The sequence below is a fragment of the uncultured Mucilaginibacter sp. genome, assembly GCF_903893715.1.
Taxonomy (GTDB): domain Bacteria; phylum Bacteroidota; class Bacteroidia; order Sphingobacteriales; family Sphingobacteriaceae; genus Mucilaginibacter.
The window spans coordinates 1-18,671 of the sequence record NZ_CAITNG010000139.1; the positions used below are offsets into that span (position 1 = coordinate 1).

Consider the following 18,671-nt stretch of genomic DNA (forward strand, 5'->3'; position numbering starts at 1 on the left):
GGTGTTCGGGCTGCCATCGCAAATGCCACGGCGGCTGAAACGGCTAAACCGGTTGAAGCTGTTAAGAGCGCGGTGGCCGAGGCTCCTAAAGCTGCGCCGGGGCCTTATGATAAACCGGTAGCCGGGCAAAATAAGCCAGTCAATGTAAACTCTAATAAATTTAACGAGCCTATTGGTTACCGCCTGGAGCAGCAGCGAAATTTGAGCCGTGCAAAGACGGAGAAGTATTATTTTGGGTGGAAGTTGTGAGTTATTGGGTCATTGGTTCAATGGTTCATTAGTTCATTGGTTCATTAGTTCATTGGTCCTGTCGCGGGGTTATTTGGTTGGCGGGTTACCTGTCGCTTGGTTACCTGTTTGGTGGGGACAGATGGTTCATTAGTTCAATTGTTCATTAGTTCATTAGTCCTGTCTTGGGGTTATTTGGTTGGCGGGTTACCTGGCGCGTGTGACTGGCACGCAGAGGTTGCTTCGTCGTACCTCCTCGCAATGACGTGGTGGTGGATGGTTTTTTGAAACACCCATATGTCTCGCAAAGCGCAGAGAGCGTGGCGCATGGCGTTAGAGAATAAACTTTTTTTAACACCCATAAATACCCATGTGGTTCGCAAAGCGCATGGCGCGCGGCGCGGGGCGTTAGAGAATAAACGTTTTTTAACACCCATATTTACCCATATGGTTGGAAGAAATATTACACGTTGATATCAACCCAAGCGGCCGATGGGGGTAAATTTTTCGAATACGGCTTCGGTATGGGGGGCGTCTTTTAGTTCGTCGGTAAGGTCTTGCCCGGCCCAGTGCTCATAGTGTTTACCGTTGCGCCACAGGCGGCTGTCGGTTACATTGTAGATAAGGCCGTGGAGCGCTACCCATATTTCGGGCTTGTCTTGCCCGTTGCGTAGGGCGAGTTGGTTTTTGGTATAAGTAGGTAAATCGGCCATAGCTAAGCAAACATAACAAACTATCGGGATAACCTGACAGACACTATTGAACCAATGAACGTTTTTTAAAGTATTCGAAAAAGCCGATGTTCATGAGCAGGAGCGCCATCAGATAAAAATGGTCTTCAATGGGGATGCTGCCCACCCGGCTGCCCAGGTTTTGGGCGTTATTGTAAATAACCACCGGTATTGACGTGAGGTAGCCATTAATGACGTAAAAAGGTATTAATGTAACCACATAGGCCATAAAAAAGCGATTGAGCCAGTGTAGCTTGTATACATAGCGTATCAGAATAAGCAAAGCGCCGGCCAGTAAAAAGCTAACCAGGGTATACAGTTTGTGGTAGTTAAAACAGCAATTGAGCAGGGCGTACACAATGATAGCATTAACGGCGATATCGGTAAGCATAACGCCCGGCCGCCATTTAATGTAGCGGGTGATGCAAGCATAGATAAAGATACAGGCAAAGGGCACGGTAATGAAAAAGAGGATTTCTTCGAGCGGTAGTTGGAAGAGTTTGATGCCGATGATATACTTATCGTTAAAGCTCCATACGCCTTGGATGGTAAAGAGTATGTCCCAAACCAAGAAGAACATGGCGGTGATGGCCATACCGGGCCAAATGAATTTCCAGCTTTTGTAAAAGGCTACTTTTTTATCGAACGATAAGGCCAGCGGGAACAAGATGGTTGCTATGTTGATGAGAAGGTAGGTATAGCTCATTTCAGGTCGGTTAGGTATTGGTGCAGTCTGGTACCTTCGGGCGGGCTGCAGCGTTTAGAGTTAAGCAAAAAGGCAATGATAGTGCGGATCAAATCCTTTTCGGCGAGGTTATAATTCTTTCTGTCGAGCTGGGTAATGATTTCTTCGCGGTCTTCTGCAAGGTTTTTGCCATAACCCAAAAAGCCGGGCACATTGTGCTGAATAGAAAACCTCAAAAAGCGAATTTCGATATTTTGGGGGTCATCGGCCACGGCCGTAAGCAGCAAACTTTGCGACTGGTTGAGGTATATTATTTTGCTGTAAGGATTCCAGGTTTGTTTGGCCTTCAAGGCATCCAGGGTGGCAATATAGGCTATGATGACGGGCGATTTGGCCGGTAGCTTGTCGAGGGCGTTGTACAGCGAGTCTGCGGTTTTTTTGTTGTTGGCGGCCAGAAGCATTTTTTGCCGCAATGGTTTGAGTTCGGGTTGCGGGTCGGCTGCACGGGCCATCGAACCACAGCATAACATCAGGAAACCTAATATCGAAAAGCGTATCATAACCTATTCAACTTTTGCTTTAAAACGGCCTTTATGTACAGTGCCATTTTTTGCGTATCAGAAACGCGGATCCGTTTTTGCATTATGGTTGCCGCGGACGTGCGCCTGATTTTTTTAAAAAGTTGAAGATAGTAAATATAGGCTATATAAACACCAAGGCGTGTGCCTTTGGGCAATTGTTTAATGCCTGCGAGGGCATTGTCGAAATCGATTTTGATGTCGGCCTCGATGCGTAGCTTGTCGGTTTCGGTGAATTGCTTAAAGTTTACGCCGGGGAAATAGGTGCGGCCAAGGTCATTATAATCGGCACTGATGTCGCGCAAAAAGTTGATTTTTTGAAAGGCCGAACCAAGGCTGCGTGCCATGGGCAACAGCTGTTGGTAAAGGGCTTCATCGCCATCGCAAAACACGCGGAGGCACATGAGGCCCACCACTTCGGCCGAGCCGTAGATGTACTCTTTAAAGCGTTCATCGCAATAGCTGGCATTATCAAGGTCCATCTCCATGGAATGGAGAAAAGCATATATCAACCCATGATCGATATTGTATCGGTTTACCACGATTTGAAAGGATTGTAATACCGGGTTGAGGCTAACGCCGTTGTTGATGGCCGCAAAAGCTTCCTTGCTGAAGTCGGCGATTAGGGAGGCTTTATCAAAACCGTGAAAAGTGTCTACAATTTCGTCGGCATAGCGTACAAAGCCGTAAATGGCATAAATGGCGTTATGAAAGCGCGGATGAAAAGCGCGGATGCCTGCGCTAAACGAGGTGCTGTATTCATTGGTGATGATTTTACTGCACGCAAAGCAGGTTTTGTTATACAGATCCATGTTAGGTAGAGGGAACAGTTGTTCAAATGTAATAAAATAAGTCAGCAACCCTTAACGTGTAATTAGCACCGGCAATTTGTTTACTTTGGCATGAAGAAAATATATGGACAACCCTAAACACATAATCGTTATCGGTGCCGGTTTTGCCGGATTGTCGGCAGCCTCGGTGCTGGCCCAAGCCGGGCATAAAGTAACCATACTCGAGAAAAACGACCAACCCGGCGGCAGGGCCCGTATCTGGCAAAAAGATGGCTTTACCTTTGATATGGGACCAAGCTGGTATTGGATGCCCGATGTTTTTGAGAACTATTTCGCATTGTTTGGGAAAAAAGTGTCGGAATATTACCAACTGGAGCGTCTGGACCCGGCTTACCGCATTTATTATGATGAAGCCGACAAAATGGACATCCCGGCCGACCGGGAAAAACTTGACGAGCTATTTGAAGAAATGGAACCGGGCAGCAGCGCGGCTTTAGAGCAATTTTTGATACAGGCAAAATATAAATACGAGGTAGCCATGTGTGATTACGTATTCCGCCCGTCGCACTCCATTACCGAATTTATCGATATAAAACTCATCCGACAAAGCCTGCGCATACAAATGCTGAGCAGCATGCGCAGGCATGTGCGCAAATTTTTCAGTCATCCAAAACTGATAAAGCTGTTGGAGTTCCCGGTATTGTTTTTGGGTGCCACGCCACAAAACACGCCGGCCATGTACAGCCTGATGAACTATGCCGACCTGGTTTTAGGCACCTGGTACCCCATGGGCGGTATGCACCAAATTGTAAAGGCCATGGTAAGCACAGCTACCGAACTTGGCGTAGATATAAAGCTAAACACTGCGGTAACCAAAATAAACGTGGATAAAGGGAGTGCAACAACCATAGATACCAACAATGGCCGCTATACCGCCGATTTTGTAATTGCAGGTGCCGATTACAGGCATGTAGATCAGACACTGCTTGAAAAACAGTACCGCAATTACGATGAAAAACATTGGGACAGCCGCACTCTATCGCCGTCGAGCTTGCTATATTATATCGGTGTGAACAAAAAAGTGAAAGGCATACTGCATCACAGCCTGTTTTTTGACGAGGACCTGGAACAGCACGCGCACCATATTTATACCGACCCGCAATGGCCGGACAAGCCGCTGTTCTATGTTTCCTGTACTTCGGTTACCGACCCCTCCGTTGCGCCGGAGGGTTGCGAAAACCTGTTCTTTTTGATGCCGATAGCGCCCGGTTTGGAAGATAACGAAGAGACACGCGAAAAATATTTCGAGCTGATGTTGACCCGGTTCGAAAAAATAACCGGACAAAGCATACGCAATAACATTGTGGTGAAACGCAGCTACGCCCTCAACGATTTTACAGCTGACTATAATTCGTTTAAAGGGAACGCTTATGGCCTGGCCAATACGCTAAGCCAAACTGCGTTTTTTAAACCGGCTATGCGCGCAAAAAAAGTGAAAAACATGCTGTATACCGGACAGCTCACTGTGCCGGGGCCGGGTGTACCGCCGGCCATTATTTCGGGGCAGGTGGCCGCTAAAGAAGCAATGAAAATATTGGACAAAAAAAGATGAGCAATTGCTTTAATGCTTTCGAATACATACATTTAACAAAAGAACACACTAAAACATAACTTGTACCTATGCTAAGAAGAAACTTCCTCAAAACCGGTTCGATAGCCGGACTTGCCCTACCGGCAGTGTTAGCCGCAGCATGCAGCCCTAAATCAAAAGAAAAAGACGACGATGATGGTGAAAAGGAAGACGGTGATGATAAATTTGAGTTAAACGAGACCACTATTGCCGCTTTGCAGGATAAAATGAAAAGCGGCACATACACATCGCGTTCTATTTGCGAACTATACCTAAAACGTATGGATGAACTCGATAAAAAAGGACCTAAACTGAACGCGGTTATCGAGTTGAACCCAGATGCTTTGAGCATAGCCGATGCTATGGACAAAGAACGTAAAAGCGGTAAATTGCGTGGTCCATTACATGGCATACCTGTTTTAATAAAAGATAATATCAATACCGGCGATAAGATGATGACCACGGCCGGCGCCGCCGCCCTTTTGGGCAATCATGCCGCGCAGGATGCCTTCATCGTTAAGCAATTGCGTGCAGCAGGGGCGGTTATTTTAGGCAAAACCAATTTAAGCGAATGGGCTAATTTCCGCTCGTCGCGCTCAACCAGCGCCTGGAGCAGCCGGGGCGGGCAAACCCGCATGCCTTACGTGTTGGACCGTAACCCAAGTGGCTCCAGTTCGGGCACAGGTTCGGCAGTCGCAGCCAATTTCTGCACCGTAGGCATTGGTACCGAAACGGACGGCTCGGTGGTTTCGCCGTCGTCGGTAAATGGCCTGGTGGGCATTAAGCCGACCGTGGGGTTATTGAGTCGCTCGGGCATCATACCCATCTCAAAAACGCAGGATACCGCCGGGCCAATGGCGCGAACCGTTACTGATGCCGCTATACTATTGAGTGCCCTTGCGGGGGTAGACCCTGATGATAGCTATACGGCTGCAAGCAAAGGCAAAAGCCACCCCGACTATACTGCATTTTTAGATGCCGACGGGCTGAAGGGTAAACGCATCGGCATCGAAAAATCATTTTTGAAAGGCAATGACGACATTGTGGATGTGCTGAAAATCGCGATAGAAGTATTAAAAAGCAAAGGCGCTACCGTAGTGGAAGTGGATGTGCTTACCCCTATGAAAGACTTGGGGAAGGATGAGTTTAATGTATTGATATACGAGTTTAAGGACGGCGTAAACAATTATCTGGCTAAAGCCAACAGTAACATGAAAACCCTGGCCGATGTGGTAAAATACAACAAGGACAATATTAAAACCGCTATGCCCTACTTTCGGCAGGAAACTTTGGAGCTGGCTCTTACCAAGGGCGATCTGAACAGCAAAGAATATCTTGATTCGTTAAAAAAATCGAACGAAGGTACACGCGCCATCATCAATAAGATAATTGCCGATAACAAACTGGATGCCATTGGCGGCGCTACCAACGGGCTGGCTTGCTGCATCGATTTGGCCAATGGCGATTATGATACCGGTTTTTCGTTTTCATCGCCGGCGGCCATGGCCGCCTACCCGCATATAACAGTGCCGATGGGAACGGTACACGGGTTGCCGATAGGTTTCTCGTTTATGGGAAGTGCGTATACCGAAGGCGAATTGATCAAAATGGCTTACGCCTATGAACAGGCAAGTAAAAAAAGGGTTTCGCCCCGGTTTATAGAGACGATCATGCCTTAAAAACACGTCATATCTGCGAAACAATCATGACGAAAACGTTAGTTTTTTCTTTCTTAAAGAAACAGTTTAATAACTATTAATATAATTATTAACTCCCAGGTTTATTGGATTAATACCAGCGCCCATTTTTTCAATCCTTTAAACAAAAAAGTGCATTATTGCGTATAAAGATTGAAGGGCAAAATCATCTTGAGCTAAAACGAGGCTTGTTTTTTTTCGTATTTTCGCATATATTGGATAAGTGCACCATTGGCGTATAAAAAATCTACATGAACCAAATAATTACATTATTTGAACAGCAAGCAAAAAAACATGCGACCGACATAGCTGTAAGTTATCATGGGCATCGGCTTACGTACGACCAGATCAACCTGAAAGTGAATCAATTTGCAGGCTTTTTGATGGAGATGGGCGTCGGGGTGGAAGACAAGGTTGGGATAGCTATCGACCGCTCGCCCGAAATGCTGATTGTAATGTTGGCCATTTTGAAAGCAGGTGCAGCATATGTACCGCTTGATCCGGAATATCCGCAAAAGCGAGTCGAATATATGTTAGCGGATTCGGAAGCCAGGTTTTTGGTGGTGTCCACAAAATACAAGGGCCTGTATCATACAAAGGCTACCGAAATATTGCTCTAAGAAGCATGGATTGTTTTAAATAATTATTCAAAACAGAATCCTGAAATCAAAGCCGAACCCAGTAACCTGGCTTATATACTTTATACTTCGGGTTCTACGGGTGTGCCTAAAGGGGTACAGATAGAGCACCATAGCCTATATAACCTATTGCTGAGCGTACAAAAATTGCCGGGGCTCGCAAAAAAGGATAAACTTTTGGCGATTACCACCATCTCGTTCGATATTTCAATCGCCGAGTTGTTTTTGCCGCTAATAACCGGGGCTGAACTGGTGCTTACCGATTCGGCAACCACGAAAGACGGCAGCGCTTTGCTCGACATCATCAAAAACGAACACATTACTTTTATACAAGCCACCCCGGTAACCTTTAAAATCATGCTTGAAGCCGGCTGGGATGGGTTGTTGGACATGAAAGTAGTTTGTACCGGCGAACCTTTGCCAAAAGACCTTGCCATAAAGTTAACCTCCCGGTGCACAGCTCTATACAATATGTATGGCCCTACCGAGACCACGATTTTTTCGACAGGCAAGCAGATCAAGGCGACGGACGAATTGATTACGATAGGTAAACCCGTAGACAATACCTTGATTTATATTGTTGGAGATGATGGCCAACAGGTACCCGAAGGGGAAACCGGCGAAATATATATTGCAGGCGAAGGTGTGGCAAGGGGGTATTTTAAAAAGCCAGATCTGACGGCTGAGCGCTTTGTGGCCGATCCTTTTTCGGGAAATGCGGGCGACAGGATGTACCGCACGGGCGATTTGGGTAAAGTACTGCCGGACGGGGACATACAGTGCTTTGGCCGGATAGACAGCCAGGTAAAAATACGTGGTTACCGTATAGAGCTGAGCGAAATTGAGTTTATACTGAGCCAGCAAAAAAACATAAAAGAAGCGGTAGTACTGTCGCTAAAAAACCGGGCGGGCGACCTTAGGCTGGTAGCATACGTCGTACAGACATCATCAAAAACCGAAACCGCGGCCACTGAAATACAGGGTTGGAAAGCCGCACTAAAAAACTCGCTTCCCATATTTATGGTGCCTAACGATTTTGTATTGCTAGATGCACTGCCCTTAACATCGAACGGTAAAATTGACCGTAATGCGCTGCCTAACCCCGAAATCAATATCGATACGACGTTGAGCAGCTATGTAGCGCCGCGTACCAAGCTCGAAAAAATGATTGCTGATATATGGTCGCAATGCCTAAAAGTGGAGAATATTGGCATTAACGATACCTTTTTTGATCTGGGAGGGCACTCGCTAACTGCGGTACAAGTGATTACCCGAATTAAAAACGAGACAGGTAAGCGCATACGCTTCGCCAATTTTTTTGAATACCCTACTGTTGAAAAAATTGCAGCCTTTTTGGAAAACGACAAAAAAGAGCCTGTTAAATCGTTGGTAGCTATTAAGCCCGAAGGGACAAAAGTACCCCTGTATATTGTCCATGGAAATGGGTCGACAGCGTTTAAATTTATGAATTTTGCGTACCAATTGGACACCGACCAACCTGTTTTTTGTTTGCAGGCCATCGGGATAGACGGATACGTAGAGCCTCTGGACAACATCAAAGACATCGCAGCTTCCTACGTATCCGAGGTTATAGCGCACAATCCCCACGGGCCGTATTCGCTGGCTGGGTACTCATTTGGCGGTATCATTGCGTTCGAAATGGCGCAACAGCTTAGGACGAAGGGCAAAACAGTAACCATGCTTGCCATGTGCGAGGGTTACGTTATTGATAACTATCAACTGGAGCCGGGGCTTTACAAAACGCTTCATCGCATTTATACCAGGGGCCGAAAGTTTTTGTTCGGCTTTTATTTACTGACTTCTGAGCCAAAAAGGACCGTGCGTTTTAAAATAAACACTTTAAAAGCCTACATTAATGAGTTGGCCGGCAAAGAGGTAATGAAAGAAGACAAGCTGGATCTGGACCTGGAATTTATTGACAAAGTGGCCGAAATACATCACAAGGCTGTTTCCAAGTACCGACTAAAACCCTACGATGGTACAGTTTATGTATTCAGAGCCGCAAAACGATCATTTTTCATCGACGATTTTGTCAATTTGGGGTGGATACCTTACGCCCGTTCCGTTAAAGTTCTGGATATTGATGGCGAACATATGAGCATATTTGAACCGCCATGGAACAAAAAATTTGCGCGCTTACTACAACAAACACTGGATGAGTGCAATAAAGGATTGGTTTATGAGTCCGCAGCAGGTTATCAAAATATACCGGTAGCGGTATTATAAAAATGGCCCGTAATAACGGGCCATTTTTAAGTAATATATGTTGGATTGATTTTAGTCTTCTTCGGCGTACGCCGCTTTTTTAACGCCGTTATCGTACGGTTTCAAGCTTTTCTTTAACAGCTTACGGGCTACGTGGATGCGGGTTTTTACCGTCCCTATCGGTATATCCAAATGGTCGGCTATTTCGTGGTATTTATGCCCTTCAAAATACATGTTGAATGGAACACAATAATCCGCCGGAAGTTTGTCCATCGCCCTTTTGATGTCGTCCATAACAAACTTTGTTTCACCTTGGTTTTTTGTTGAGCTGTATACCAGGTTGGGTGATGATATCTCGTCACTCTTGGTAACAAAAGTGCTCATTTTAACAAAACGGCGATAATTGTTAATGAAAGTATTCTTCATGATGGTATATAACCATCCTTTTAAATTAGTGCCTTCTTTAAACTTATTGTAATAAGTGATAGCCTTTAGTATGGTATCCTGCACCAAGTCGTTGGCATCATCTGCGTCGCGAGTAAAGTGCAGCGCGTATGACCTCAATGAACCTGCCTGCCTTAATACCATGGTGTTAAATTCGATCTTAGTCATAATGTTAAAGTTTTGAGTTAAGTATTAAACAAACACTCAACCACTTTTGATGACATTAGGCAGACAGAATACAGATAGTTGGTTTTGAAACACACGAAAAAAAACCTCGATAACACCAATTTGTTTATAATAAACTAATAATGAGTAGTTTAATCTTAGATTATAAACAAATATTAAGAAAAAATACTCCTCGGAATTAGGCTTTTTTTCGATGATTTATATTCAGCGCGATGGGATAGCTATAAAATATTTACTTCGCGCTCCAGCATAACGCCAAATTTACTGTACACACTGTCTATGATTTGCGACGAAAGTTCATACACTTCGCCTCCGGTAGCTCCGCCATGATTGACCAGTACCAAAGCCTGGTTTTTCCAGGTACCGGTATGGCCCACTACTTTACCTTTCCAACCGCATTGTTCTATCAACCATCCGGCTGCCAGTTTAACAAACCCTTCACCCGCCGAAAAGTTTACGATATTTGGATATTTAATTACGATAGGTTTAAAGGCTTCGGCAGTAATTACCGGATTTTTAAAAAAACTGCCCGCGTTGCCAATGGTGGATGGGTCGGGCAATTTAGATACACGGATATGCGATACTACCTGTGAGATATCTTTAATGCTTGGCCGGGTAATGCCGCGATTAGTCAGTTCCTGCTCAATAGCGCCATAACGGGTATTGATATTTGGCGTTAACGACAGAATGAACTTAACGCTTACAATAATGTATTGTCCTTTTTGTTGCTTAAATATGCTTTCACGATAGCCAAACCGGCAATCGGCTTTGGTAAAGGTTTTAAAGGCCCCGGTGGCTATTTCGAAAGCGCGGCAACTATAAAACACATCTTTTAACTCCACGCCATAAGCGCCGATGTTTTGTATAGGCGAAGCCCCAACCGAACCGGGAATTAAACTCAAATTCTCGACCCCTGCAAATTGGTGGTCTACACAATAGTTTACCAAATCGTTCCACACCTCGCCCGCCCCGGCCTTAACAAAAGCTTCATTGCCATTAATCCGGTGTTCAATCCCCCGAATATTCATCCGGATAACCAACCCGTTAAAATCTTTGGTCAACAGTAAATTACTGCCCCCGCCCAAAACCAAACGCTCTGTTGCTTTCCATTTTGGATTAGCGAATAGTTCTGTTAATTCATCCTCGCGGTTGATTTCCACAAAATACCTCGCCGAAACATCAATACCAAAAGTGTTAAAGTTTTTGAGCGATATGTTTTGTTCGATCTGCAGCACGGTTTAAAGATAATAAATTAGCGGTTGCCGTAGGGGTTATCTATTTGGATGAGGTAATAATGATTCAAAGTTTTGTAGCGCTCGTCCTCATTTAGAAACTGGCGGTTAATCACCTCTTGGGGGAAGTTATCAAACTTTTGAAGTAGGACGTATTGGATGTGTTCCTTTTGGATATGCTTCATCAAGGTATCCTCTATCAATACCACCTTGTTTTTGGTACGTTCTGCCATCACCGAATCCAATTTCATAAACTCGACGGGGCGTTTGGTATAAAACTCAAAGCTATCGGGCACATCAAAGGCCGCTATTACCCGCTTACTAGAGGGGATATATTGATTGATGTATTTGGGTGCTTGTACTTCGCCGCGGTATTGGAGGAGGCCGGGGTATACATTACATATTAAAACAGTATTCACCAAAATGGCTGACAAACCTGAAAATAAGAACAAGCCTTTTGTAATAGTAGTGCTTCTGAGACAATACCATACAGCAGCCCAAACTACCCCGTTAAAAAACAGGAAATAATTATGGTTAAGAGGGTAATTGAAAACAAAAGCTACGCCCAAAGCAAGAATAATAAATAAGGGGCTAACAGCAAACTGAACTATTTTGAAATATAAGTTTCGATTGTCTTTGACTACGTTTGCAACAAACGTTGCCGTTATCATCGCGAAAAAAGGGAACAAAATATTGGTATAAAACGGCAGTTGGAACTGCGATATGGAAAATATAACCAACATAGGCAATGCACCGCATAGCGCGATATACTCCGGTTGGGCAATGCGTTGGAATATTTTACGGATGTTCAAAAATATAGCCGCGTAAAGCAAAAATGCCCAGGGCGCGAATGCCCACAGTAGTGTATGCAGAAAGAAAAAATAATCGTGTTCGGGCCGGCTGATATAGCCTGTATTATTAAAGCGCCCAAACTGGCTGTCCCATAAAAACCAGCGTATACCCGAAACATGGGTATGCCCGAATACCACCTTTTCGGGATGCAGGTCGAACTGTACATATAAGGTGTAAATTTCGGGTAAGGTAAATATCGCCACAAGCACCATGACGAGAAGCCAGCGCCATTGAAATAAACCTTTGAAGTCGCGCTTAAAAATATAATCGCCAATAATGGCGAAACCTACGGGAATGAGCAGGTAAATACCTTTGGTCATCACAGCGCAGGCTGTGAACAGTGAACCAATAATCAACTGCCAAATGCTGAATTTTTCTTTGAGGCATACAAAATAATAAACGCCGCCCATCAGCAAACCCATAATATAAGGCTCGGCCCGCACATCCGTGTTCGACATGATGGCGTGTTGCGCCGTCAATAATATAAGCGCCGCTATGAATGCGGTCTCTACGCTATAAAACTTTTTGGCCAGCAGGTAGGTGTACCTCACCGAAATAAAGTAAAACAGTACCCCCGGCAACTTATAAGCAATGGTATTTGCCCCAAACAGTTTAAAGCTTAACGCGACGACCCAGAAAGGGAAATGGGGTTTGTCGAGCCAGTCTTTACCGCGGTACACCAGGTCGATATAGTTATGGCTCTGCACCATATTACGGGCTATCAAACCATATAGCGCGGGGTCGTTCGTAAAAAAATCGGTAGTTATGCCGGCAATATTGATGATGATACCCAATATCAGCGCTACCAAAAACGGCCGGTTTTTAGCCGAAGTAATATATTGATAGCCCGAAACCGTATTGATCTGCACCAAAAGAATAGAATTTTTATTGAGCCCAAAAATAGGGGAAATAACCAATATACTCCCGGCTCATTTTTTAAACAACTTTTTTATTTTTTTAAAAATATCTTCTTTTCGAGGCGGCATCAGCCCATCGTGGGTAAACCCGTTTTTTATATGATGGTCCAATTTTTCGGCATATTCGCGAATGACAGGGTCGGTATCCAGCCGCATGGTGCTGATGTAGGAATGGGCATGGCCATTTAACTGCGCGTTTTGTGATACGGTATAATAATGGCCCACCTGCGCGTTACTATTGTTATTATTAATGGGCTGGTGCTCATTTTCGGTAAACAGGTCAATATGATAAATTTCGGGGTTCAGTACTTTGAGCCTTTCGGTGCCTTTACGTTCGTTGCGCCAGGGGTGTTCTCTAAACCTCAGCTGGCCCATCAAAAACAATTTATTCCATACCGTAACCTGGTGCGACATCAAGTATTTGCTACGGACGTTATCCAACAGTGTTACCGCCAGGCCGTTTATATATTTGCCTGCCGGGTTGGTTTTGTAAACGCTGTTACTCGAAAGTTTGAACAGGTCGGTTTGCTCTTTTAAGGCAAATTCGAGAACCTGCTTTATAGTATCGCCATCGACCGGTTTGGTAAGCCACATATCTTCCTGAAAATAGATGACATATTCTTCGGGTATTTGTTCCAAGCCGCTCAACAACCTGTCGCTCCATTCGCCTTTGCCTGTTTTAATATTGGTGAAGATGGGGGACGGGTAGTCGACTTCCTCTGTTAAAAAATAATAGCTGACGGGCAGCTCTCCGTAAGGGAAATATTTTTTAAAGAAATACTCAAAGCCCTTGTACAGCAGTTGGTACCTGTCGCAAGTATGGACGATGAGTGCGATTTGATTCATGGTAGTAAACAAATATAATAATTTGTACTTTTGATTGTGTCACAAATGATAGACTATAGCAAATACATCGAAATTAATCCGGAGATACGGTTTGGCAAGCCGGTTATTATAGGCACACGTATCTCTGTTTATGATGTACTGCAATGGCTGGCATCCGGGATGTCGCATCAGCAGATATTAGAAGATTTTCCACAACTTCAGGACGAGCATATTTATGCGTGCCTGGCTTATGCCAATTAGTCGAAGCCTTTCTGATTTTTACAGGAATGGCGTGTTAACTATTTCTTAAACCACTTCTTATCTGCCACCAGCAGCCCAAACTCCTCCGCCGGCTCCTTCTCCATCGATTTATGGTGTATTTTATGCGCCCTGCGGATACCCAGCAAATAACGGTTAGTAGTTTTAAACGATTTGAATCGGTTATGTATAAACCAATCATGAAAAACAAAATAGATGATGCCGTACAGACTAATACCGGCACCTATCCAAAAGTAATAGTTCAAGGTAAGGTGCCCTTTCCACATCAGCCATAAAGCAAATACCGCGAAAGCAAAGCTGAACAAGTCATTCAGTTCAAACCAAGTGTGTTTTTCTTGATGATGGGTCTTGTGAATGAACCACAACGGGCCATGAAACAAATACTTGTGCATCGCCCAGGAAATAGTCTCCATCCCAACAAGGGTAAGAACAATGATGCTTGTATTAATGAGCGCTTGCATATCCTGTAAATATAAAGCCCATTCTTTAAACTAAAGAATGGGCTTTTCAAAAGTCTCCCCCTTCAGGGGGAGATTTAGAGGGGGCTTATATATGAATAGGACGATTATCCGTCGCAGCCAAACAAGCTTCGCGCATCGCTTCAGTATAGGTCGGGTGGGCGTGGCTCATACGGCTGATGTCTTCGGCACTGGCGCGGTATTCCATAGCTACCACGGCTTCGGCTATCATGTCGGCAGCACGGGGGCCTATCATGTGTACACCTAATATCTCGTCGGTAGTGGCATCCGCCAATACTTTAACAAAGCCGTCCATATCTCCGCTGGCAACCGCCCTGCCGCTCGCACGGAACGGGAACGAACCTGTTTTATATTTAATGCCTTTTTCTTTTAATTGCTCTTCGGTTTGGCCTACTGATGCTACCTCAGGCCAGGTGTACACCACACCGGGGATGAGGTTATAATTAATGTGCGGTTTTTGCCCGGCTATCAGTTCGGCAACCATAGTACCTTCGTCTTCGGCTTTGTGGGCCAGCATAGCGCCGCGCACCACATCACCAATGGCATAAACACCTTTAACAGATGTTTCCATGTGATCGTTCACGGTGATTTTTTTGCCTCGTTCTTCAACAGTAATGCCTATGTTCTCTAAACCTAAACCATCGGTATAAGCCACACGGCCAACAGCAACTAAACAATAGTCGCCTTTCAGTTCCATTTTTTCGCCTTTAGGGCTATCGAAAGATACAGTTACCTCTTTGGCTTTTACGCTTGCACCGGTTACCTTATGGCCCAGGTAAAACTCCATACCCAATTTGGTGAGCACTTTTTGCAGCTCCTTGCCCAAACCCTTATCCATGGTGGGGATGATGCCATCCATAAACTCGATGACCGATATTTTGGCACCTAAACGCGCGTAAACCGAGCCAAGCTCCAAGCCGATCACACCGCCGCCGATCAGTATCATATGTTTGGGCACTTCGGTCAGCGTTAAAGCCTCAGTACTGGTGATGATGCGTTTTTTATCGACAGGTAAAAACGGCAGTTTCGATGGTTTTGAACCTGTGGCGATGATGACGTTGGTACCGGTAATGGTTTCGGTAGTGCCATCTGCTTTGGTTATTTTGATGGTGTTCTTATCCACAAACGAACCCATGCCCTGGTAGGATGTGACCTTGTTCTTTTTAAACAGGAACGATATACCTGCGGTGTTTTTTTGCACCACCTCGTTTTTGCGTTTTATCATTTGGGGCATGTCTACCTTCAAATCTTTTAGCTTGATGCCATGTGTTTCGAAGGTATGGCCGGCATTGTAGTAATGCTCGCTCGAGTCTAATAGGGCTTTGGATGGGATACAGCCCACATTGAGGCAGGTGCCGCCAAAGGTTGAATATTTTTCGATACAAGCGGTTTTTAAACCTAACTGGGCACAACGTATAGCGGCTACATAACCGCCGGGGCCTGATCCGATAACAATAACATCAAATTGCATAACATATATATTTTAAGGCGGGCAAAGTTAATGATTATGAATAGGGTAATGAAATATATAGCGTCCTACTTTGTACAAGCGTTTCAATTATTTTATCATTTTTGATAAAGCATTACCCACTATTGAGTGCTTTGTTTAAATTAGCTTTTTAACTGTATCCTCATATCATGAAAAAAACCTTACTCGCTCTAAGCCTGGCGCTGTGTATTGCCGCCGGTTACGCCCAGCGCGGCGGCCCTTTAACCCAACAAGCTGTCGACGATGCGGCCTACATCAAGGCCAATTACACCAAAATGGAACAATACATTGCCATGCGCGATGGTAAACGCCTGTTCTGCACCATTTATTTGCCGAAAGACCAAAGCAAAAAGTACCCCATCATGATGACCCGTACACCCTACAACGTTGGCCCTTACGGTGCCGATGTTTATAAAGGTGCCCTCGGTCAAAACATGTTGCTGGCCAAAGAGGGTTTTATTTTTGTGTACGAGGACGTACGCGGCCGTTACATGAGCGAAGGCAATTTTACCGATGTGCGCCCGCAGATTGACGGTAAATATAATGCCACCACCACCGACGAAAGCACCGATACCTATGATACCATTGACTGGCTGGTAAAAAACCTGCCGAATAACAACGGCAAGGTGGGCATTGAGGGTATATCATATCCCGGTTTTTACTCCACCGCTTCGCTGCCGAACGCGCACCCGGCTTTAAAAGCCGTTTCGCCGCAGGCACCCGTTACCGATTGGTTCATAGGTGATGATTTTCACCACAACGGTGTGTTTTTTGAGATGGACGCCTTTGCTTTCCTTACGGGATTTGGTGTGCCCCGCCCTAAACCTGTTACGCCCGACCAGATTAAGAACCAGATCAAATACACCCAACACGATAACTATAAATTTTACTTAGAAATGGGTGCGTTGCCAAATTTCAAAAAGAAATACTTAGGCGACTCGGTAAAGTTTTGGGACAATATGATGAACCACCCCGATTACGATGGTTTTTGGAAAGCGATGAATATCCGTCCACATTTGACCAATATTAAGCCTGCTGTAATGACCGTTGGCGGATTTTTTGATGCCGAAGATGCTTTTGGCGCGCAGGCCGTATACAAAGCCATCGAAAAACAAAACCCGCAAACCGTTAAAAACATGATCGTGTTGGGCCCATGGTTCCACGGCGGTTGGGAACGCGGCGATGGTGATACTTTTGGCGACCAGGATTTTGGGCAAAAAACCAGCGCCTGGTTCCGTGAGAATGTGGAATTGCCTTTCTTTAACTATTACCTGAAAGACAAAGGCGACATGACCTTGCCCGAAGCCACCATATTTATTACCGGCGAAAACCAATGGCATAAATTTGATACCTGGCCGCCAAAAAATACTGTGGAGAAAACCTTGTATTTCCAACCAAATGGCAAACTATCGTTCAGCGCGCCAAAGGTTGTTAATAGTTTCGACGAGTATGTGAGCGACCCGGCCTCGCCCGTGCCTTACCAGGACGGCATACAAGAGCGCCGCACCCGCGAGTACATGATAGACGACCAGCGCTTTGCCGCCCGCAGGCCCGATGTAAAGACCTACCAAACGGATGCCTTGACCGAAGACATCACCTTGACAGGTCCGGTAATGGCTAACCTGTTTACGGCCATCAGCAGTACCGATGCCGATTATGTGGTGAAGCTTATCGATGTGTTCCCGGATGATTACCCTAACCCGATACCAAACCCCAAAGGTGTTACCATGAGCGGTTACGAAATGCTGGTGCGCGGCGATATCTTCCGTGGCAAATACCGCAACTCGTTTGAGCATCCTGAGCCATTTGTGCCGGGCAAGGTTACCCAGGTAAAATATACCATGCCCGATGTTGGCCATACCTTTAAAAAGGGTCATAAAATAATGGTGCAGGTGCAAAGCTCCTGGTTCCCGCTGGGCGACCGTAACCCGCAAAAGTTTATGGATATTTACAAAGCCAAAGATTCGGATTTCCAGAAAGAGACCATTAAGATATACCACGATACCATGGCGCCATCGGGTGTGAAGGTGATGGTATTGCAATAGTTGGGATTTCACCGATTTTGATTTGATTTCACCGATTTGACAAAAAGCATGAATAGCAAATATTTAATTATTGGTTTATTCATGCTTTTGTTTGGTGGGGCGTATGGGCAGACTTGTTTTCATACTGCACTGTCAAAGAAATTTGATTATAAGATTATAAGGATAGATAAAAAAGATAATGAAGGCTTTACAATAAGTTCTAATATCATCATCGAGATTTATAATAAAAGTGATAAAAGGTTATTTCAGCGACTTCAATTTACTTCCGACGGATACACTTTTTATAAAACTTTCAGCGAAAGCACAAATGACCGTTCGTTCATTACAGGGCGAAACATGAAAGCAGAGGTATCGGAAGAAGACTATGGTGATATCGTTGTTGCCGATTTGAATTTTGACGGCAAGGAAGACTTTGCCATTAAGCATAATATTCCGATGGATGTTGGTCCGGAATACTGGTACTTTATACAAGGCGAACACGGGTTTAAAAAGGATAAATATCTAAGTGAAAATATGCCTTTTTTCCCATGGCTAATGAAGCCGGAAAAACATGTTTTAATTTCAATTGCATCTCCAAATTGGGGTACAAATATTTACCAGTTCAAGTATAATGTTAGTACAAAAAAGTGGCGTAAAATTGGTTATCGATTTATTTATCACGATGAAGGCTTAGAAAAAGTGTTGGCACGATTAAAAAAATAGCTTACGGAAATTACCAT

The 18,671-nt window shown here is 44.7% G+C and carries 18 protein-coding genes; 8 read left to right on the forward strand and 10 right to left on the reverse strand.

The features are described from left to right. Window positions 1-249, forward strand: a 249-nt coding sequence (locus tag QZX97_RS16080; RefSeq protein WP_295664802.1) for a hypothetical protein, incomplete at its 5' end; no start/stop codon positions are given. A 455-nt stretch (window positions 250-704) separates the two neighbouring features. Here the strand turns inward: QZX97_RS16080 and QZX97_RS16085 are convergent. The 4 genes from QZX97_RS16085 to QZX97_RS16100 are packed head-to-tail and all read right to left on the reverse strand — an operon-like array spanning window position 705 to window position 3,034. Then, complete coding sequence (locus QZX97_RS16085) at window positions 705-941, reverse strand: cytochrome b5 domain-containing protein (RefSeq protein ID WP_295650995.1); 237 nt, start codon at window positions 939-941, stop codon at window positions 705-707. Window positions 942-984: 43 nt separating this feature from the next. Then, window positions 985-1,665: a lycopene cyclase domain-containing protein gene (locus QZX97_RS16090; RefSeq protein WP_295650992.1), complete on the reverse strand. Its 681-nt coding sequence runs from the start codon at window positions 1,663-1,665 to the stop codon at window positions 985-987. Further along, a complete protein-coding gene (locus tag QZX97_RS16095; protein ID WP_295650989.1) occupies window positions 1,662-2,204 on the reverse strand; it encodes a hypothetical protein in 543 nt (180 codons plus the stop codon). The genes QZX97_RS16090 and QZX97_RS16095 overlap by 4 nt, the downstream gene beginning before the upstream one ends. After that, the gene (locus QZX97_RS16100) at window positions 2,201-3,034 is read right to left on the reverse strand and encodes a phytoene/squalene synthase family protein (RefSeq protein ID WP_295650986.1); all 834 of its coding nucleotides are present in this window, start codon (window positions 3,032-3,034) and stop codon (window positions 2,201-2,203) included. Before QZX97_RS16100 ends, QZX97_RS16095 begins: the two co-directional genes overlap by 4 nt. A 103-nt stretch (window positions 3,035-3,137) precedes the next feature. Between QZX97_RS16100 and crtI the strand changes: the two genes are divergently transcribed. The 4 genes from crtI to QZX97_RS19145 all read left to right on the forward strand — a co-directional run bounded on the left by crtI (window position 3,138) and on the right by QZX97_RS19145 (window position 9,225). Then, window positions 3,138-4,625 (forward strand): phytoene desaturase family protein, encoded by a 1,488-nt coding sequence (crtI, locus tag QZX97_RS16105; protein ID WP_295650983.1) that lies wholly within the window; start codon window positions 3,138-3,140, stop codon window positions 4,623-4,625. A gap of 68 nt (window positions 4,626-4,693) precedes the next feature. Beyond that, entirely contained in the window at window positions 4,694-6,322 is a 1,629-nt protein-coding gene (locus QZX97_RS16110) for an amidase (protein WP_295650980.1), read from the forward strand. A gap of 269 nt (window positions 6,323-6,591) precedes the next feature. Then, window positions 6,592-6,960, forward strand: a complete 369-nt coding sequence (locus QZX97_RS19140; protein WP_363152724.1) for an AMP-binding protein — start codon at window positions 6,592-6,594, stop codon at window positions 6,958-6,960. 9 nt (window positions 6,961-6,969) lie between these two features. After that, on the forward strand, window positions 6,970-9,225 hold the full coding sequence (locus QZX97_RS19145) for an amino acid adenylation domain-containing protein (RefSeq protein ID WP_363152763.1): 2,256 nt from the start codon (window positions 6,970-6,972) through the stop codon (window positions 9,223-9,225). A gap of 51 nt (window positions 9,226-9,276) precedes the next feature. On the opposite strand, the gene QZX97_RS16125 is transcribed toward QZX97_RS19145, so the two are convergent. From QZX97_RS16125 to QZX97_RS16140, 4 genes are all read right to left on the reverse strand, one after another. Then, window positions 9,277-9,816: a sigma-70 family RNA polymerase sigma factor gene (locus QZX97_RS16125; RefSeq protein ID WP_295650979.1), complete on the reverse strand. Its 540-nt coding sequence runs from the start codon at window positions 9,814-9,816 to the stop codon at window positions 9,277-9,279. 239 nt (window positions 9,817-10,055) lie between these two features. Beyond that, window positions 10,056-11,069: a UDP-N-acetylmuramate dehydrogenase gene (gene murB / locus QZX97_RS16130; RefSeq protein ID WP_295650977.1), complete on the reverse strand. Its 1,014-nt coding sequence runs from the start codon at window positions 11,067-11,069 to the stop codon at window positions 10,056-10,058. Window positions 11,070-11,086: 17 nt separating this feature from the next. Then, window positions 11,087-12,787, reverse strand: coding sequence for a glycosyltransferase family 39 protein (locus QZX97_RS16135; protein ID WP_295651017.1), 1,701 nt, complete (start codon window positions 12,785-12,787; stop codon window positions 11,087-11,089). Window positions 12,788-12,847: 60 nt separating this feature from the next. Next, window positions 12,848-13,681, reverse strand: coding sequence for a hypothetical protein (locus QZX97_RS16140; RefSeq protein WP_295650975.1), 834 nt, complete (start codon window positions 13,679-13,681; stop codon window positions 12,848-12,850). Between the two features lie 45 nt (window positions 13,682-13,726). Between QZX97_RS16140 and QZX97_RS16145 the strand changes: the two genes are divergently transcribed. Next, complete coding sequence (locus QZX97_RS16145; protein ID WP_295650972.1) at window positions 13,727-13,921, forward strand: DUF433 domain-containing protein; 195 nt, start codon at window positions 13,727-13,729, stop codon at window positions 13,919-13,921. A gap of 38 nt (window positions 13,922-13,959) precedes the next feature. Here the strand turns inward: QZX97_RS16145 and QZX97_RS16150 are convergent, their stop codons facing one another. Beyond that, window positions 13,960-14,400: a sterol desaturase family protein gene (locus tag QZX97_RS16150; RefSeq protein WP_295650969.1), complete on the reverse strand. Its 441-nt coding sequence runs from the start codon at window positions 14,398-14,400 to the stop codon at window positions 13,960-13,962. Window positions 14,401-14,485: 85 nt separating this feature from the next. After that, the gene (lpdA, locus tag QZX97_RS16155; RefSeq protein ID WP_295650966.1) at window positions 14,486-15,889 is read right to left on the reverse strand and encodes a dihydrolipoyl dehydrogenase; all 1,404 of its coding nucleotides are present in this window, start codon (window positions 15,887-15,889) and stop codon (window positions 14,486-14,488) included. Between the two features lie 167 nt (window positions 15,890-16,056). Between lpdA and QZX97_RS16160 the strand changes: the two genes are divergently transcribed. After that, window positions 16,057-17,952, forward strand: a complete 1,896-nt coding sequence (locus QZX97_RS16160) for a CocE/NonD family hydrolase (RefSeq protein ID WP_295650964.1) — start codon at window positions 16,057-16,059, stop codon at window positions 17,950-17,952. Window positions 17,953-18,000: 48 nt separating this feature from the next. Further along, window positions 18,001-18,654: a hypothetical protein gene (locus QZX97_RS16165; protein WP_295650961.1), complete on the forward strand. Its 654-nt coding sequence runs from the start codon at window positions 18,001-18,003 to the stop codon at window positions 18,652-18,654. Window positions 18,655-18,671 lie beyond the last annotated feature (17 nt).

Coding starts and splice junctions, on each gene's coding strand:
- QZX97_RS16085 (WP_295650995.1), bottom strand. CDS start 941: ATGGCCGATTTACCTACTTATACCAAAAACCAACTCGCCCTACGCAAC.
- QZX97_RS16090 (WP_295650992.1), bottom strand. CDS start 1,665: ATGAGCTATACCTACCTTCTCATCAACATAGCAACCATCTTGTTCCCG.
- QZX97_RS16095 (WP_295650989.1), bottom strand. CDS start 2,204: ATGATACGCTTTTCGATATTAGGTTTCCTGATGTTATGCTGTGGTTCG.
- QZX97_RS16100 (WP_295650986.1), bottom strand. CDS start 3,034: ATGGATCTGTATAACAAAACCTGCTTTGCGTGCAGTAAAATCATCACC.
- crtI (WP_295650983.1), top strand. CDS start 3,138: ATGGACAACCCTAAACACATAATCGTTATCGGTGCCGGTTTTGCCGGA.
- QZX97_RS16110 (WP_295650980.1), top strand. CDS start 4,694: ATGCTAAGAAGAAACTTCCTCAAAACCGGTTCGATAGCCGGACTTGCC.
- QZX97_RS19140 (WP_363152724.1), top strand. CDS start 6,592: ATGAACCAAATAATTACATTATTTGAACAGCAAGCAAAAAAACATGCG.
- QZX97_RS16125 (WP_295650979.1), bottom strand. CDS start 9,816: ATGACTAAGATCGAATTTAACACCATGGTATTAAGGCAGGCAGGTTCA.
- QZX97_RS16140 (WP_295650975.1), bottom strand. CDS start 13,681: ATGAATCAAATCGCACTCATCGTCCATACTTGCGACAGGTACCAACTG.
- QZX97_RS16145 (WP_295650972.1), top strand. CDS start 13,727: ATGATAGACTATAGCAAATACATCGAAATTAATCCGGAGATACGGTTT.
- QZX97_RS16150 (WP_295650969.1), bottom strand. CDS start 14,400: ATGCAAGCGCTCATTAATACAAGCATCATTGTTCTTACCCTTGTTGGG.
- lpdA (WP_295650966.1), bottom strand. CDS start 15,889: ATGCAATTTGATGTTATTGTTATCGGATCAGGCCCCGGCGGTTATGTA.
- QZX97_RS16160 (WP_295650964.1), top strand. CDS start 16,057: ATGAAAAAAACCTTACTCGCTCTAAGCCTGGCGCTGTGTATTGCCGCC.
- QZX97_RS16165 (WP_295650961.1), top strand. CDS start 18,001: ATGAATAGCAAATATTTAATTATTGGTTTATTCATGCTTTTGTTTGGT.